Origin of the sequence: Bacillus sp. AR13-1, assembly GCF_008042285.1 — a bacterium.
GTDB lineage: Bacteria > Bacillota > Bacilli > Bacillales > Bacillaceae_G > Bacillus_A > Bacillus_A mycoides.
Genome location: NZ_QNUA01000015.1, coordinates 42,462 through 59,251 on the forward strand (window position 1 = coordinate 42,462; position 16,790 = coordinate 59,251).

The following is a 16,790-nucleotide window of genomic DNA, read 5'->3' on the forward strand; positions in this document are numbered from 1 at the left end:
GAAGTTAGGAGATATAGGGGAGTTCTGATAGAATATAAAGGAATTTATTTTTTCATGCTAAGCATGCTTCTTATATATTTTAACGTTTGACTAACCTATCTGTAATATTTATGGCTACAGTATGTTACTAAACGAGAAATCATATTTTTTATCGTAGGAGGACAACAATGAACAGCGACTTTACCTTGGCCATTCACAGTTTAACTTATTTAGCTTTACAGCCAGATCGGATGTCAACAAGTAATGCTATTTCCGAAAGTGCAGGTGTTCATCCAGTACGCATTCGCAAAGTGCTAAGTTTGTTAAAAAAACATAAGTTTATACAATCAAAAGAGGGAACGGGTGGAGGTTTTATTTTTGCCCGTGATTTAAGTGAAATTAATCTTTGGAATATGTATCAAATAACCTCTGAAGGGGCATTGCAGCCGAAGTGTCCAGAATCAAATGATCAGTGTATTGTAGGTTCGAACATGCGGAAAGTTCTTTTTGCTATTTTCTTAGGTGCGGAAGAACATCTAGGTGAATATTTAAAGAATTATACAATGAAAGAAGTTGTTGATCTTATTAATCAAGAACGTTAAGCGGCTTAATTATTATGTAGCCGTGAGTTCTTAAAAAATAAATGTAATAAAAAACATTACAGTTTAAATTGGTTTTTATATCTTTTTTATCGTTACAAAAAATATTTATAAGCAGGTGAAAAAGTATGATGTCAAATAATAATCATGTTTTAAAAGTGGGAGATTGGGTTCGTGGAATATCAAATGAGGGTGAATTCATAGTTGGTTACATTGTATCACTTGATGAAGTGGAAGGTGTAGTTACAGTTAGCATTGTGAAACGTGACGACAAGTACACAATGAACGAAGCGATTTTACTCTTTAGTAAACATGTTAATAAACTCCCTGAATCAAAGGTAATAAATAAGGAGCAAATCCTTTATCTTATAGACCTTGCATTATTAACAGGGGATGAAGAATGGTTTATTGAGCTCTCTGCAAAATTAAAATTGATAAAAGAGCTAGTTAATGAGGGGTTTTAAAGATTACATTATTCGTTTTTAATAGGTTGGATCGTGCAATAAGCAATAATATCATCTAAAAGGAAATGAAATAAAACCCATTCAATACAAACATAGAAATATCCCTGAAGAAGAGTTGAAAAAACTAAAATTAAGATGACATTGAAGTGATTCGTTTGCCCACTCCTAACAATGATAATGATGTAAATAAGCTGTCCATATGGGCAGCTTATTTTATTTTTTCGTTTAGCGAAGATTTTTGCAAAATGTTAGCGGTTCTCTTATTGTCATCAAGTTAAAATATGTATTTTCCTAAAAATGTATATGAATGCAATATTGATAATATATAACCTAAAAATTGGTTTATGTATTTAAAAAGAAATTTCTTTTTAACCACGTTAATTATTTATTAGAATATCTTTTTTAAGTCAAAATAAAATTTTTAGATAAAGAAGAATATAAATATTTTTAAAATGAGTAGCTTGAATAAACAATATTTTACTGTGTTTTTTGCTGATTAATTCCGTTATAAGCGATAGGAACAAGGGTTGCATGCTAACTGTAAGTTATTATCCATGTAAAATTATATCCATTAAATATTTCTGGAAATATAAAAATGTTAATTTTATAAATATACACGTTATAATGAGGGCGTCGAGAGAAATTTTATGATCTCTGGAGAAAATATAAAAAATGCGATTAATAGAAAGAAAGGCGTGTGATTAGAGGCGAAATGTATGTAAAGTGCTTCAGTGGCTTGTGTAATCAATACCATAAATGCTGCCGAAGTTATGAAAGTGATGTATAGAATTGAGAAAGAAATGCCTCATAAATGAAGAGAGGCCGGTTTATCTAAAATTACTGTTACAAGTAAGTAAGAGAAACCATTAAAGTAACACACTGTTATTAGAAATGTTGCAACGTATTTATGAAGTCTATTCAATATTGTTCTCTTAAGCGGTCTTTATATAAAGAGCGGATAGTACGAGTAAACTTTTTTGTGAACGCTAACATTTATGTTAGGACGCTAACTAGCGAATGTTTCAATTTGGATTCATTATGATGAAGGACATACAATGTGGGGCAACTTGTAAGGAATTTATTTTCCGAAAAAAGGGAATGTTCGTTAGCTATAAAGAGATACGCAAGAATAGGATACAAGGGGGAGTTATTATATGAACGGGAATACTGCAAAGAAAATAGAAGTTCAAGCTGAAAATATCGCACTAGAAAATGAGCAATATGCAGATCCGAAAAAGTGGCATAAGCAGGATACTACATGGGCATTGAGCCTATTTGGAACTGCAATTGGAGCAGGGGTGCTCTTTTTACCGATTAATGCAGGTTCAGGTGGTTTATTATCATTACTACTAATTACATTGCTTGCATATCCAGTTATGTATTACTCACATAGGGCACTTGCTAAAATGATATACGCTTCTAATTCTGCTGATGAGGGGATCACAGGTACAATTAGAGAGTATTTCGGAAATAAAGCAAGTATCATTTTTAACATCGTATATTTCGGTTCAATTTATACAATCGTGCTAATGTATTCGGTTGCGCTTACAAATACTGCAAGTAGTTTTATCGTGCATCAATTGCACATGCCAGAGCCTCCAAGGGCCATTTTATCGCTTGTATTAGTGCTTGGTCTTATCGCTATACTAAATTTTGGTCAAGATATTACTGTAAAGATCATGAGTATGCTAGTGTATCCTTTCATAGCTTCTCTACTTTTTATCGCAATATCTTTAATTCCACAGTGGAATACGTCAATGCTTAGCTTTTCAACTGTTTCTACTGCTTCAACAGGAACAGGATATTTTGGAACGATACTGTTGATTCTACCAATCATCGTATTCTCATTTAATCATTCACCTATGATTTCATCATTTGTTGTAAAACAGAGAGCTACGTATGGAATAGAAGCTACTGATGCTAAATGTGCGCAAATACAAAAAGTTTGTTATATCATGACATTCGTGGTTGTTATGTTCTTCGTCTGGAGCAGTACATTGAGTTTGACTCCAGAGGATTTAAAAATGGCAAAAGAGCAAAACTTATCAATCCTTTCATATCTTGCTAATGAGCTTAATTCGCCTGTAATCACTATTGCAGCTCCAATCATTGCTTTTGTGGCTATTACAAAGTCTTTCCTTGGCCATTATATAGGAGTATTTGAGGTAATGCGTGACGTGATTATGAAGTTCGGTAAAACACGTGGAAAAGTTATTGAAGAAAAAACAATTAAGACAATGATCCTTACTTTTGTTGTATTAACATGTTGGTTTGTTGCTTATACAAATCCAAGTATTCTTGGAATTATTGATTCTCTGAGCGGTCCATTAGTTGCTGCTATCTTATGTCTATTACCGATGTATGCAATCAATAAAGTACCAGTACTAGCTAAATACAAAGGGAAAATGAGTAACGTATTTGTTATTATTGTAGGTGTACTTACTGTTTTAGCAAGTATTAAATCATTATTCTAATTCACGATTGTTAGTTCTAATGCAAAATAAAATAGAACGATTTTGGGACAGACTTCTCCGTTTGGAGAGTTTGTCCTTTTTTAATGCGTAACAATTTTATCTTATTGATTTTATGAGATATTTCCGCATAATTGTAACTAAGGGAGATGATTCCAAGTTGAGTAAGCTGAATATAAGCACAACAGTTTCAGGAGATATAATTGTTACCCATCTTATTGGCAAGATTAAAACAGATGATGTTTATGAATGGTTTAATGGCTTCGAGCAGGTTTGTCAGCAATTCATTTCCGAGGGTCGGAAATACAAATTGCTGGTAGATAGAAAAGGGTACACGCCAGATCATTTTTCTGTTCAAAAAGCATGGAAAGATAAGTTTTTCAATGAAACGATTTTGAATCACAGTAAGGCAATTGCTTTTCTCCTTGAAGAAGGGGAGATACTGAATTATTTACAACAGTCCAATACAAAAGAATCTGTGAAATTTTTTGATGATTATGAACAAGCATTAGTTTGGTTGAATGGATATCCCATATGAAATTGTTAGCGAACCAGTTGCCTAAGTAACTGGTTTTTTTATGCTTGTAAGAAATATCCGGAAGAAAACTTCTATACGAGATGTTTAGTACGAAAGGACATACTTTTTTAAGGCGTTAAATATAATTCATAATAGCACCAAGAAGAAAAGAATACGCTTTACGGTATTAGTTATATGGAAAGGCCGTACGATAGAGTCACAGAAATTCAAAAATATCAATGTGGCATAAAGTGAGTAAGGGGGATAAACATATGAGCGCTTCAAATTTGAATGAAATAAGTAAGCAAATTTTAATAGAGGAGGAAACACTTCAATTTTCCTCTTTTACAAATGAAGATGCACTGCAAATAGGTTTATTTATCGTTGAAACGGCGAGGCAAGAAGGGAAATTGATTGCTGTTGATATAGCGAAAAATGGTGTGCAACTATTTCATTTCAAGATGACAGGGACAACTGCGGAAAATACGCAATGGATTGAGCGTAAAAAACGAGTTGTTTCTTTGCATAATCATAGCTCGTATTATATGCAGATACAAAGTGAAATAACGGGCGTTCCATATAATGAAAAGTATCTTTTAGATAGGTCGGATTATGCTGCGTTTGGTGGCTGTGTTCCTGTCCAAATAAAAGATGTAGGAGTTATTGGAATGATAACAGTTTCAGGATTACCACCAGAAGAGGATCATGAATTAGTTATAAGGGCAGTTAAAAATCATTTGAAACAATAGTAAAAAGGCAAAATCGAACAAGAATATGTTCGGTCTTGCCTTTTTATTATTCAGTTCATGAACATATTTCTAATAAGATGTTACGGAATTAAAATTTTTAATTCGAGACACTTTTCTTGACGATTATAATCTATGTAGTTAATATGATAGACGTAACGTAATTAAATTACTAAAAGTAATTAAGTTATTTTATATAAGTTAAAATAAGTAAGTAGCATGTGGTAAAAATGCTTTGAATTGCCACTATTAATATTGGGGACAATTAGAAAGCGACAAATATAAAAAATTAGAAGTTAAGAAGTAAGGTTGGATCAAAAATAATAGTAGCTTCTGTACAATGCATTTTTACTAAGGTGACAATGACTATACATCACGAGGGGGACTGAAATTGGAATCAATGACCTTTGTTTTATTTGGAGCAACAGGAGATTTAGCTAAAAGAAAAATTTACCCCGCGCTATATAACTTATATAGAGATCAAAAGATTCCAAAGCCAATATCCGTTATTGGGCTTGGAAGACGTGAAGTATCTCATTTAGATTTTCAAAAAAGAGTAAAAGAATCCATAGACACTTTTTCTCGTCGCAAAGATGAAGGTACTCCGAAAATAGAAGATTTTTTAGAGTATTTTCGTTATTGTCCCTTAGATGTGAATAAGCCAGAAGATTATAAAAGGTTATTACAAGTAGTTCGTGAAAGGGAAGAAGAACAAAATATACAAGGGAATAGAATGTTCTACCTTTCAGTTACTCCTGACTTCTTTGAGACCATTGCTTTAAATATTAAGGAAAGTGGACTCGATGGAACGGATGGATGGAAGCGCCTGATGATTGAGAAACCGTTTGGTCATGATCTTACATCTGCCCGAGAGCTGAATGATAAGCTTAGTCGAACGTTTGAAGAAGACGAAATATACCGTATTGATCATTATTTAGGTAAACCGATGATTCAAAACATTGAAGCACTTGAATTTGCAAATCCTGTTCTCCAATCGATTTGGAATAAAGAACATATAGCGAATGTACAAATAACAGCTAGTGAAACGGTTGGGGTAGAAGAAAGGGCAGCATATTATGATCATGCAGGAGCCATTCGCGATATGGTTCAAAATCATATGTTGCAAATATTAATGATGACTGCTATGAATCTGCCGGAAAAGATAAATGCATGTGAAATTCGTGAGGAAAAACGAAAGGTAATGGAAACTCTTCGTAAAGTGAAAAAAGAAGACGTTCAGAACCATATCATTCGCGGACAGTATGCTTCAGGAGAGATAAAAGGACAACAAGTTGTAGCGTATAGAGAGGAACCAGGAGTAAATCCTTCTTCTCAAACAGATACATATGTTGCGGCTCGCTTATGGATTGATAACCCATTTTGGACTGATGTTCCTTTTTACATACGAACAGGAAAAAGAATGAAAGAAAAGTCTACTCGTATTGTAATTGAGTTTAAAAATACATTAAAACAGCAATATCAAGATAGTAATCCAAATGCAGAGTCTAATTTGTTAATCATTGAAATTAGCCCAAATGAAAATGTTTCACTCCAATTAAATAGTAAAAATCCATTGAACAATGGAGAGCTAGAACCGATCCGTATTCATTTTACTTGTGAGCAAACAGGAGTGGGAATACCTGAAGCCTACGAAAGGCTTATCTATGATGCTGTATGTGGAGATTCTACATTCTTTGCACACTGGAGAGAGGTTGAATTGTCATGGGAATGGGTGCAGCCAATCCTTGAAGCGTTCGAAGAAAACTTGTTACCTTTTCATGAATATGAGTCTGGCTCGTATGGTCCGGATGCTGCTCATGCTCTATTACAAGAAAGTGAATTTAAATGGTGGTTAGATGAGGGATTGAAAAAATAAGTACATTCTTATAAGTAAAGCAATATGACAAAAGATATTCATCATTTTATTAACATGTATTTATGATGAAAGGTAATTCAAGGAGGAATTGTATTATGAGAGTAGGATTAATTGGTTTAGGTAAAATGGGATTAAATTTAGGGAAGAATTTAATTGATCATAAACATGAAGTAGCTGCATTCGATTTAAATACGAGTGCAGTGGAAGAAATGAAAGCGTATGGGGCTACAGGTACGTCTAGTTTAAACGAACTTGTTCAATCATTAGAATCACCAAGAATTCTATGGGTTATGGTTCCGCACGCTGTTGTTGATTCTGTTATTAATGAGGTTACACCGCTGTTATCAAAAGGAGATATTTTAATTGAAGCTGGGAATTCACATTATAAAGAGTCTATTCGCCGATATGAGCAACTAAAGACAGATGGCATTCACTTTATGGATGCAGGAACTTCTGGCGGAATGGAAGGTGCTCGTAATGGTGCTTGTTACATGATCGGAGGAGATCAAGAAGCTTGGGACATCGTTGAACCTATTTTCCGAGATACAGCTGTAGAAAATGGATTCTTATATGCAGGAAAAGCTGGTAGTGGTCACTTTTTAAAAATGATTCACAACGGAATTGAATACGGAATGATGGCTGCCATTGGTGAAGGATTTGAGGTTTTAGAGAAGAGTGAATTTGACTACGATTATGAAAAAGTATCAAGAGTATGGAACAACGGTTCAGTCATTCGTTCATGGTTAATGGAATTAACTGAAAATGCATTTTCTAAAGATGCAAAACTGGATGAAATTAAGGGCGTTATGCATTCTTCTGGTGAAGGAAAATGGACAGTAGAAACAGCATTAGACCTTCAAACAGCAACTCCTGTTATCGCAATGTCTCTATTAATGCGCTACCGCTCATTAGACAATGATACATTTACAGGAAAAGTTGTAGCAGCACTGCGCAATGAATTTGGCGGACATGCAGTAGAAAAGAAATAAAAATTTTAAAATTATAACTCGTTAGCGTTTAAAAAATGGAGGGAATGAATCATGAAGTTTTTTATTGATACTGCAAATCTTGAGGACATAAAAAAGGCATATAAACTAGGGGTTTTAGCTGGCGTTACAACGAATCCTTCTTTAGTAGCGAAAGAGGGCATTAAGTTTGAAGACCGTATTGCAGAAATTTGTCAGGCAGTACCTAACGTTGAATCTGTTTCGGCAGAAGTAACTCCAGATGTTGTTGCAGCTGAAGAAATGATCTCTCAAGCAGAAGAACTAATTAAAATTAACGGTGGTGATAAAAACATCACGATAAAACTTCCGATGACACTAGCAGGATTAGAAGCTTGCCGCTACCTTACTGAAAAAGGTGTGAAAACGAACGTTACACTTATTTTCACTGTGAACCAAGCTCTTTTAGCTGCTCGAGCAGGTGCAACGTACGTCTCTCCATTTTTAGGACGCTTAGATGATATTTCTGAAGATGGCGTATTATTAGTTGCTAAAATTGCTGAATTATTCGATGTTCATCAATTAGATACACAAATTATTGCGGCTTCTGTCAGACACCCAGACCATGTCACTCGTGTAGCGATGGCAGGTGCTCACATTGCAACAATTCCTTATAAAGTCATTGAACAACTTGCTATGCACCCATTAACAGATCAAGGTATTGAAAAGTTTGCTGCGGATTGGGCGAAAGCGCCTAAGTTATAATGAAATGAAGATTTCACTTTTCAAAATAGCACTATAGTTATGAAAAGGACCTCCTTATGAGAGAGAAGTTTATTAAAACGTAGCTCTCATAAGGGAGCGTCTTTTTTGTATACATCATGGTGCTCTTTTGTTATAGGAATAATTTGAAAGGGGTTACATAGTGAGCTCGAAATATATGATTGGTGTAGATATTGGGACAACTAGTACAAAATCAGTTTTGTTTTCGATTGATGGATCAGTTATTGCAAGTCATGGGATTGAATATCCTTTATATTCTCCCGCACCAGAAACAGCAGAACAAGATCCAGAAGAGATTTTTCAAGCGGTCATACATACGATTAAAGAAACTATACAATCAAGTAATGTGCAGCCAGTTGATATTCTTTGTATTTCTTTTAGTTCGGCAATGCATAGTGTCATTGCTGTAGACGAAGCAGGGAAGCCGTTAACGAGATGTATCACTTGGGCAGATAATAGAAGCGCAAGCTGGGCAGAAAAAATAAAGAATGATATGAATGGTCATGAAATTTACCTTCGTACTGGAACACCAATCCATCCTATGTCACCACTTTCGAAATTAGTTTGGCTTAAGAATGAACATGATGAGTTGTTTGCAAAAAGCTATAAATTCATCTCTATTAAAGAGTATGTTTTCTATAAGTTATTTAAGGAATATGTAATTGATTATTCTATTGCATCAGCAACAGGAATGTTCAATTTGAAATTTTTAAAATGGGATGAGGCAGCTCTTCGTGTCGCAGGAATTACCGATAAAAAGCTATCTACAGTTGTTCCAACGACGCACAGTTTAATAGGGATAAATGAAGAACTTGCAAGAGAGATGAATGTACTTGTTACTACTCCTTTTATAATCGGTGCGAGTGATGGGGTACTATCGAATTTAGGTGTAAATGCAATAGAACCTGGAGTAGTTGCTATTACAATTGGTACGAGCGGTGCAGTGCGAGTTGTCACAAATCATCCTGTAACGGATCCGAAAGGTAGGACTTTTTGTTATGCGTTAACTGAGGACCTTTGGGTAATTGGTGGACCGGTTAATAATGGTGGTATGATTTTTAGGTGGGTTCGCGACCAATTATGTACGTTAGAAGTTGAGCATGGGAAGCGTTTAGGAAAAGATCCATATGAAGTGCTTACGGAAATAGCGGCAAAAGTGAATCCTGGATCTGATGGTTTATTATTTCATCCGTATTTAGCAGGCGAAAGAGCTCCTTTATGGAATGCAAATGCGCGGGGATCTTTCTTTGGGCTTGGACTACATCATAAGAAAGAGCATCTTATACGTGCTGTTTTAGAGGGAATCATTTATAACTTGTATACAGTTCTTCTTGCGTTAAAAGAACTAATTGGCGAACCGAAAAAAATTCAAGCGACAGGTGGTTTTGCAAGGTCAGAACTTTGGAGACAGATGATGGCAGATATTTTTCATCAAGACGTATACGTTCCTGAAAGTTTCGAAAGCTCTTGCCTAGGAGCGGCAATCCTCGGTTTATATAGCTTAGGTGAAGTAGATACATTACATGTAGTTTCTAATATGGTAGGTGCCAATTTTTATCATGAGCCAAACATGGAAAGTGTGGAGAAATATAAAGATTTAACACCGATCTATATTCGTTTGGCCCGTCACTTGGAAGAAGAATATGAAAGTATAGCAGCTTTTCAGAAAAAGTGGGTTTAGAGGCTATTTGGCAGAAAAATATGGTAGCGTATAAAGAGGTACTCCGATTTTTTAGGATATTCTTTCAATGAATAATAGTTTTAGGTTGCTTAGTAAGAAGTGTGATGAACAAAAACTATAGGGAGAGGGTTATGAAAATGACGGATAACAAAGAGTTTATTGGATATGTTGGAACTTACACGAAAGAAAATAGTGAAGGAATATATACTTTTACTTTACATACGGAAGCGCAAAAAGTTAGTAATGTAACACTTGCGGCTAAGCTGGATAACCCTACATATGTAACGATTAGCAAAAATAATCAATATCTCTATTCTGTTGTAAAAGAAGGAGAAGCTGGTGGTGTAGCTGCTTATTTGATTAATAGTCATACTGGAGAGCTAGAGGAACAAAATAGACAAGTAGTAGAAGGGGCTTCTCCTTGTCATATTAGTGTGGATAGTGGAAATCAAACGGTAGTTACAGCGAATTACCATAAAGGAACGATTGAGTCTTTTGAAGTAGATGAAGAAAATGGAACTGTAAATCCTGCTTCATCTATTATGGCACATGAAGGTTTAGGTCCAAATAAAGAAAGACAAGAAAAACCACATGCACATTACGCGGGATATACTCCTGATGAAAAATATGTGGTAGGTGTTGATTTAGGGATTGATAAAATAATTACATATGGAATAAAAGATAGTACATTAAAAGAAGTGAATAGCTTGTCTGTGAACCCAGGAAGCGGTCCGAGACATATTGCTTTTCATCCAAATGGAAAGTACGCTTATGTGATGACTGAACTTAGTTCGGAAGTCATTGTGTTAACATATTATCCGGAAGAAGGATCCTTTACAGAGTTGCAGTATATTTCTACAGTTCCAAAAGAATTTGATGGAAATAGTCAAGGAAGTGCTATTCATATTTCTTCTGATGGCCGTTTTGTATATGCGGCGAATCGTGGGTATAATAGTATCGCTGTTTTCAGTGTAAATCAAAACTCAGGTGAACTTACATTTGTTGCACATACATCTACAGAAGGAAATTGGCCGAGGGACTTTGTGTTAGATCCTACTGGAAAATTTCTTATTGCTACAAATGAAAAGTCACATAATCTTGTGCTATTTTCAAGAAATGAAACGACAGGGAAGTTAACACTGTTACAATCTGATGTTGTTGTACCAGAGCCTGTTTGTGTTAAGTTTTTAAATGTTTAATTTGTGATTGGTAGAATTTCTATATACCCCAGAAACAGAAAAAAGCAAAGCGATATCGCTTTGCTTTTTTCTATTTCTTCTTCGGTCTACGTACTAACTCGCCGCCACAATTTGGGCAAACGTTTTGTCTTTCCTCTGTACATGGTGCACAAAATGTACATTCATACACGCATATGTATGCTTCAGAATCAGGCTGAAGGGAATGGTCGCAAATTTGACAGTTTGTTTTCATTTCTAATGCCATCGTAATCCTCCTCGTTATTTGAAAGTTCTTAATTTAATTATAATTAATGTTGTAGTGGGTGTCCTTTTTAAATGAAAAGAAATAGACGGATTATGTTGTTGTTTGAAATGAAATAGGTCCATTTGTTTTAAAATTGATTATTTAGTGCAGTTGGAATATTATGAAATAGTCAAAAGACAACAGGGGGTATATATTTTGACTAATCATAACGACTATTTTCGTGTAGAAGAGGATGTAAATTACAATAGTTTAAAAGCGGATTGTGAAAAATGTTTTGGATTATGTTGTGTAGCATTACCGTTTGCAGCATCAATAGATTTTGCGGTGAATAAAGATGGTGGTAAACCTTGTACAAATTTACAATCAGATTATAAATGTAGTATACATAGAGATCTTAGAGGAAAAGGGTATAAAGGTTGTACAGTATTTGAATGTTTCGGTGCTGGACAAAAGATTTCTCAAGTTACGTTTAAAGGAATTGATTGGCGGAAAGATGCTCAGCATGCGAGAAAAATGTATGATGCTTTTCCAGTTATGCATCAGCTTCATGAAATGCTGTGGTATTTGAATGAGGCTATTCTATTAAAGTCGACGCAAACAATTCATAAAGAGCTGAAGGAAGCAATTGAAGAGACAGAGCGTCTTTCTAATTTAAGTCCAGATGAGTTAATGGAAGTAAATGTGCCATTACACCGTGCAGAAGTGAACATTCTCCTTTTAGAGACGAGTGAATTAGTATGGAAGGAAATGAATGTTGCACGTAAAAAACGAATCAGTCACCGCGGAGCAGACCTTATGGGAGCGAATCTGAAAAAGAAAGATTTACAAGGAGCAAATTTAAGAGGGGCGTACCTTATTGCGGCTAATTTACGAGATGCAAATTTAAGGGGAGCGGATCTCATCGGAGCAGACTTGCGAGATGCAGACATTCGCGGGACAGATTTTACAAATAGTGTTTTTCTTACGCAAGTTCAAATTAATGCGGCGAGAGGGGACAAACATACGAAATTGCCGAAAGTGTTGTCTCGTCCAGCACATTGGACTGCGTAAATTGCATGTAGTGGAGTACAAAGTAATATACCAATTTGTATAGGGTTCCATGATCAAGACCCAATTATACGAACAGGCAGAGACTAAGTCTCTGCCTGTTTTTTATACTATTTTCGCTTTTCAAAAGTAGTAATTATAACACTACATATAATAAGGATACCACCAATAAAAAAGTTACTGCTTAACGTCTCATTTAATAAGAACCAACCAAGTAATGATCCAACGATAGGTTGAAAGAAGAAAAATAATGAGCCGATGCTAGCATCCATTAATTCTAATCCTTTATTCCAAAGAAAAAATGCACCTGCGGTTGAGATGATTCCTAAATAGAGTACGCCTAATACTACATACATGTTCATATGTTCAATAGGATTTGTTTGGAATTCCCATACCATAAAAGGTGTAATGAAAAAGAGTGAAAAAAATATTGCGTACGTTGTAATAACTAAAGATGAAAATCGAGCGGAAGCGATTTTTACATAAATGGACAGTAAAGCCCACGTAATAGCGGCCCCAACTAAAATGATTGTACCGATAAAATAGGAGCCGATTTCAAAATCCCATCCGATAACGATAACGACACCGATTGTCGCTATTATAGTTGATAAAAGTCTACGAGCAGTTAGTTTCTCTTTTAAAATGAGCGCTGCAAATATAACCATAAATGCAGGTGTAGCTGATGTCACTAAGGAGCCTGTATGAGCATCGGATAATTTCGTTCCGATAAATTGACATGTGATCGAAATGAAATAACCTACGAATCCGATCCAAGCGAATAATAGCCAATCTTTTTTGTGTATGGTTACGTTTTTCTTTTGCTTTTTTTCAGTTGTTTTCAAAATCACATATAAAACAACAAAAGCGATAATAAAGCGTAGCCAAACGAGTGTAAGCGGCGGGATAAAGTCGAGTACGTATTTACTAACGACGTACATACCGCCCCAAATACTTGCTGCTAGTGATAAACATATAGCTCCTAAAATGGTTTGTTTCATTTGAATGACCTCCGTCTATTTTTAGGGTTATGATTTATTCCCTAAGACGAGGCATGGTGCACTTGTTATATGAATGCCCGTCTTAGATTATAGACGGACTACAGGTTGATCGTTTTCGAATGAAGTGTTGTAGTACATGAGCGCATTCCTCCTTCATAATTTTATAATGATATTATAACTTAATTTTCAGTTTATTGGGATGTTAATTGTACGGAGTTGATTCTTTAGAAAATGGTGGTTGTCGAAGAAAGCATAGTATATGGTAGAAAAACATATTTTAAAAATAAAAGAAACCAATTACATAACTGATAAGTATATTAAGAGTAGGATGAAAAAGTAGATTAATAGAGAAAGAGGAGGAGATTATTATAACTACAACCGTTATTTCTCATTTTTACAATGAAGAGTATTTATTACCGTGGTGGCTTATGCATCATACGAAACTGTTTGATCATGGTATTTTAATTAATAAAGGTTCTACAGATCGCTCTGTGGAAATTTGCAAAAAGTTCGCACCGCATTGGGAAGTGCGAGATTCTGAAAATCCAGAATTTGATGCACTAGCAACAGATCGTGAAGTAATGGGGGTTGAACAAGAGGTAGAAGGGTGGAAAATAATTTTAAATACGACTGAGTTTCTTTGTGTACAAGATAAAGAGCAGTTCTGGAAATCACTAAAAGACTTAGGAGGGAGGATGTACTGGTTAGAAGGCCTTATAATGGTAGAAAATCCAAACTATAATTATCCAAAACTTAGGTATAGTATTTCTCTAATGAAACAGCGATTTCACGGTTACTTGCCTGGAGATTGGGAGCTGTGGAGAAGAGGGAGGTTCATTCACAATCACGAATATGGAAGTTATACGGCTGGAAGACATTTAACTATGCATGAGTCTATGAATTACCCACCTCTTGCATGTATTGTATGGTTTGGATTTAGTCCGTGGAATGATGCGATCAAAAGGCGCAAATTACAAATCGGGCCAACTCTTTCTCAAGGTAGTATACATGCGGGAATGGGGACGCATCATATTATTACACCTGAAAGATTAGAAACATGGTATAGAGAACTAGCGGGAGGAACAAAGGATCTGCGTTTCAGTGATGCATATCGTTATGCTTTTTTATAAATGATTCCCACCAAAAAATAGTTTCCTCAATTCCTGTGTTTAGATCGTAAGTTGGTAGCCACTTTACTTCAGTTTTTAAACGTTCCACATTAACGCCGACAAATAAAGGTTCATCTTTAGGAAAAGGGATAGCACCTAGTTTAATTAAATTTTCTTTTCCTATCTTTTTGGCAATGATAGAAGCTAATTCTTTAATTTGTACAGAGTGACCAGAAGCGATATTTATCGTACCTGTAACGTTACACTGTAATAAGGTCACAAGAGCGTCAGCGACATCACTCACATGGAGAAAATCTCGAGATTGATTTCCATGTGTACATAGTGCTTCCTCGTTTTTTAATAATGAAGTGATAATGTTAGATACAAGTCGATTACCATGTTCGTAAGGGCCATACATATGAAAAATTCGGCCCCAACACATGCTGAGGCCGGTTTGTTTTGCGTACGATTGTAACCAGGAGTGCAATGCATTTTTACATAATGAATAAGGTGTTTTATAGGAAAGAAGCGGTGAATCTTCAAATAATACACCGTTAAACCACTCGTACTCAGCACCGGTACCTGCTACAACTACTCGTTTTCCACCACATGTTGTGAAGTGTTGGATTAAAGAAATACTGGACTGGAGCCAATAATAATTATTGATGGATACATAGCATTTGGGCGGCACTGCTTCCCAAGCTAAATGAAAAAGGTAAGTAGGTTTAATTTCGTAAATGAGTTTTTTTATTTCTTCATCGCGAAGTAAGTTTACTTTATGCCAATGGCAGGAAAGGTGAGAAGGCTTATTTTTATTGTAAGTGGCGTGAACTTCATAACCCTTTTGTATAAGTGAATGTACAACATATTTACCAATCCATCCACTACCGCCTGTTACAAGGATTTTTTTCATGGTTCGATCACGTCTACTTCTGGGATCATCACTAAAAATTTGCCGCCCCATTCACGGATGAAGGAGCATTCTTTCATAATTTCCTCCTTTAAATTCCAAGGTAATATGAGAATATAATCAGGTTTTGTCCGTTTAATTTCTTCTGGGGATTTTATAGGAATACGAGTTCCTGGCAAAAGGAGATTTTGTTTATAAGGATTTTTGTCTACCGTATAAGATAGAAATTCTTTTCCGATTCCACAATAATTTAAAAGGGTGTTTCCTTTAGCGGGAGCGCCGTAACCGATAATTTGTTTGTTTAAAGCTTTTGTTTCGATAAAAAACTTTAAAATACTTATTTTCAATTGTTCTATGCGTTCAGAAAAAAGGAGATAGCAATCTAATGTATCTAGCCCGTGATCTACTTCTTTTTGGATTAATTTTGTAACATTGCAATGGATAGTGGATGAGGCATTATGATGGTTTATAAAAATACGCAAGGAACCACCGTGCGTTGAAAGCTCTTCTACATCAACAATTTTCAAATGATGATAAGCTAAAACTTTTTGAAGACTTATAAGAGAGAAGTAAGAGAAGTGCTCATGATAGATTGTGTCAAACTGTTTAAAGGATATGAGGTTTAATAAGTGAGGGAATTCAATTGTTATCGTGCCATCTTGCTTTAATAACGTTTTTAAACCGGCGACAAAATCATGCAAGTTTGGAACATGTGCTAATACGTTATTTGCGACGATTAAATCAGCTTGTGGTAACTTTTTTGCTAAGTCATTGCTGAAAAAATTCACTTCAGTAGGAATTCCTTTTTGGATAGCGATTTCTGCTACGTTTTTCGCTGGTTCAATTCCAGTAGTATTGATGTTTTCTTTTTGGAAGTATTGTAATAAGTATCCATCGTTACTTGCGATTTCAATCACTTTCGAATGGTTTGTTAAGTTGAAACGCTTAATCGCCATTTCTACATATTGCTTAGCGTGTAGTAGCCAACTGGAGGAATAAGAGCTAAAGTATAAATAGTCATGAAAAATATTGTGCGGAGATTCAAATTCATCTAATTGTACAAGTAAACAAGAGTTACAAACAAACGTGTGCAGCGGATAAAATGGCTCCATTTTATATGAGTGTTCTGGAGCTACAAATGAGTTAGCGAGAGGAGAAACGCCTAAATCTAAAAAAGTATTTGTGAGTAATGAATGGCAAAAACGGCATTTTTTCTGTTCCAT

Annotated in this window: 16 protein-coding genes; 12 read left to right on the forward strand and 4 right to left on the reverse strand. The window is 35.2% G+C overall.

Features of this window, described 5'->3' with window-relative positions; translation table 11 throughout:
- Positions 1 to 167 precede the first annotated feature (167 nt).
- The 10 genes from saiR (at position 168) to DN408_RS13615 (ending at position 11,259) form a co-directional block, all read left to right on the forward strand.
- Positions 168 to 581: an Rrf2-family transcriptional regulator SaiR gene (saiR, locus tag DN408_RS13570; protein WP_001083471.1), complete on the forward strand. Its 414-nt coding sequence runs from the start codon at positions 168 to 170 to the stop codon at positions 579 to 581.
- 125 nt (positions 582 to 706) lie between these two features.
- Positions 707 to 1,042, forward strand: a complete 336-nt coding sequence (locus DN408_RS13575) for an IDEAL domain-containing protein (RefSeq protein WP_078179275.1) — start codon at positions 707 to 709, stop codon at positions 1,040 to 1,042.
- Positions 1,043 to 2,196: 1,154 nt separating this feature from the next.
- The gene (locus DN408_RS13580) at positions 2,197 to 3,516 is read left to right on the forward strand and encodes an aromatic amino acid transport family protein (RefSeq protein ID WP_147740213.1); all 1,320 of its coding nucleotides are present in this window, start codon (positions 2,197 to 2,199) and stop codon (positions 3,514 to 3,516) included.
- Positions 3,517 to 3,628: 112 nt separating this feature from the next.
- Positions 3,629 to 4,051, forward strand: coding sequence for a SpoIIAA family protein (locus tag DN408_RS13585; protein WP_078178710.1), 423 nt, complete (start codon positions 3,629 to 3,631; stop codon positions 4,049 to 4,051).
- 218 nt (positions 4,052 to 4,269) lie between these two features.
- The gene (locus DN408_RS13590; RefSeq protein WP_002014036.1) at positions 4,270 to 4,779 is read left to right on the forward strand and encodes a heme-degrading domain-containing protein; all 510 of its coding nucleotides are present in this window, start codon (positions 4,270 to 4,272) and stop codon (positions 4,777 to 4,779) included.
- 388 nt (positions 4,780 to 5,167) lie between these two features.
- Positions 5,168 to 6,652, forward strand: a complete 1,485-nt coding sequence (zwf, locus tag DN408_RS13595) for a glucose-6-phosphate dehydrogenase (protein WP_147740214.1) — start codon at positions 5,168 to 5,170, stop codon at positions 6,650 to 6,652.
- Between the two features lie 95 nt (positions 6,653 to 6,747).
- On the forward strand, positions 6,748 to 7,641 hold the full coding sequence (gnd, locus tag DN408_RS13600; RefSeq protein ID WP_002014034.1) for a phosphogluconate dehydrogenase (NAD(+)-dependent, decarboxylating): 894 nt from the start codon (positions 6,748 to 6,750) through the stop codon (positions 7,639 to 7,641).
- A 51-nt stretch (positions 7,642 to 7,692) separates the two neighbouring features.
- Positions 7,693 to 8,361: a fructose-6-phosphate aldolase gene (gene fsa, locus DN408_RS13605; RefSeq protein ID WP_000667685.1), complete on the forward strand. Its 669-nt coding sequence runs from the start codon at positions 7,693 to 7,695 to the stop codon at positions 8,359 to 8,361.
- Between the two features lie 157 nt (positions 8,362 to 8,518).
- The gene (gene gntK, locus DN408_RS13610; RefSeq protein ID WP_078178709.1) at positions 8,519 to 10,060 is read left to right on the forward strand and encodes a gluconokinase; all 1,542 of its coding nucleotides are present in this window, start codon (positions 8,519 to 8,521) and stop codon (positions 10,058 to 10,060) included.
- Positions 10,061 to 10,197: 137 nt separating this feature from the next.
- Entirely contained in the window at positions 10,198 to 11,259 is a 1,062-nt protein-coding gene (locus tag DN408_RS13615; protein ID WP_002165362.1) for a lactonase family protein, read from the forward strand.
- Between the two features lie 70 nt (positions 11,260 to 11,329).
- On the opposite strand, the gene DN408_RS13620 is transcribed toward DN408_RS13615, so the two are convergent.
- Positions 11,330 to 11,503, reverse strand: a complete 174-nt coding sequence (locus DN408_RS13620; RefSeq protein ID WP_001162783.1) for a DUF1272 domain-containing protein — start codon at positions 11,501 to 11,503, stop codon at positions 11,330 to 11,332.
- A 195-nt stretch (positions 11,504 to 11,698) separates the two neighbouring features.
- Between DN408_RS13620 and DN408_RS13625 the strand changes: the two genes are divergently transcribed.
- Positions 11,699 to 12,553 (forward strand): pentapeptide repeat-containing protein, encoded by an 855-nt coding sequence (locus DN408_RS13625; protein WP_002128319.1) that lies wholly within the window; start codon positions 11,699 to 11,701, stop codon positions 12,551 to 12,553.
- Positions 12,554 to 12,660: 107 nt separating this feature from the next.
- Here the strand turns inward: DN408_RS13625 and DN408_RS13630 are convergent, their stop codons facing one another.
- Positions 12,661 to 13,548: a DMT family transporter gene (locus DN408_RS13630; protein ID WP_033729983.1), complete on the reverse strand. Its 888-nt coding sequence runs from the start codon at positions 13,546 to 13,548 to the stop codon at positions 12,661 to 12,663.
- Positions 13,549 to 13,916: 368 nt separating this feature from the next.
- On the opposite strand from DN408_RS13630, the gene DN408_RS13635 reads away from it, so the two are divergent.
- A complete protein-coding gene (locus DN408_RS13635; protein ID WP_255449081.1) occupies positions 13,917 to 14,678 on the forward strand; it encodes a glycosyltransferase family 2 protein in 762 nt (253 codons plus the stop codon).
- On the opposite strand, the gene DN408_RS13640 is transcribed toward DN408_RS13635, so the two are convergent.
- Together DN408_RS13640 and DN408_RS13645 are read right to left on the reverse strand one after the other, a co-directional pair.
- Positions 14,647 to 15,570, reverse strand: coding sequence for an NAD-dependent epimerase/dehydratase family protein (locus tag DN408_RS13640; RefSeq protein ID WP_078178707.1), 924 nt, complete (start codon positions 15,568 to 15,570; stop codon positions 14,647 to 14,649). The two genes, DN408_RS13635 and DN408_RS13640, sit on opposite strands and share 32 nt — an antisense overlap.
- Positions 15,567 to 16,790 (reverse strand): class I SAM-dependent methyltransferase, encoded by a 1,224-nt coding sequence (locus tag DN408_RS13645; RefSeq protein ID WP_002128316.1) that lies wholly within the window; start codon positions 16,788 to 16,790, stop codon positions 15,567 to 15,569. Before DN408_RS13645 ends, DN408_RS13640 begins: the two co-directional genes overlap by 4 nt.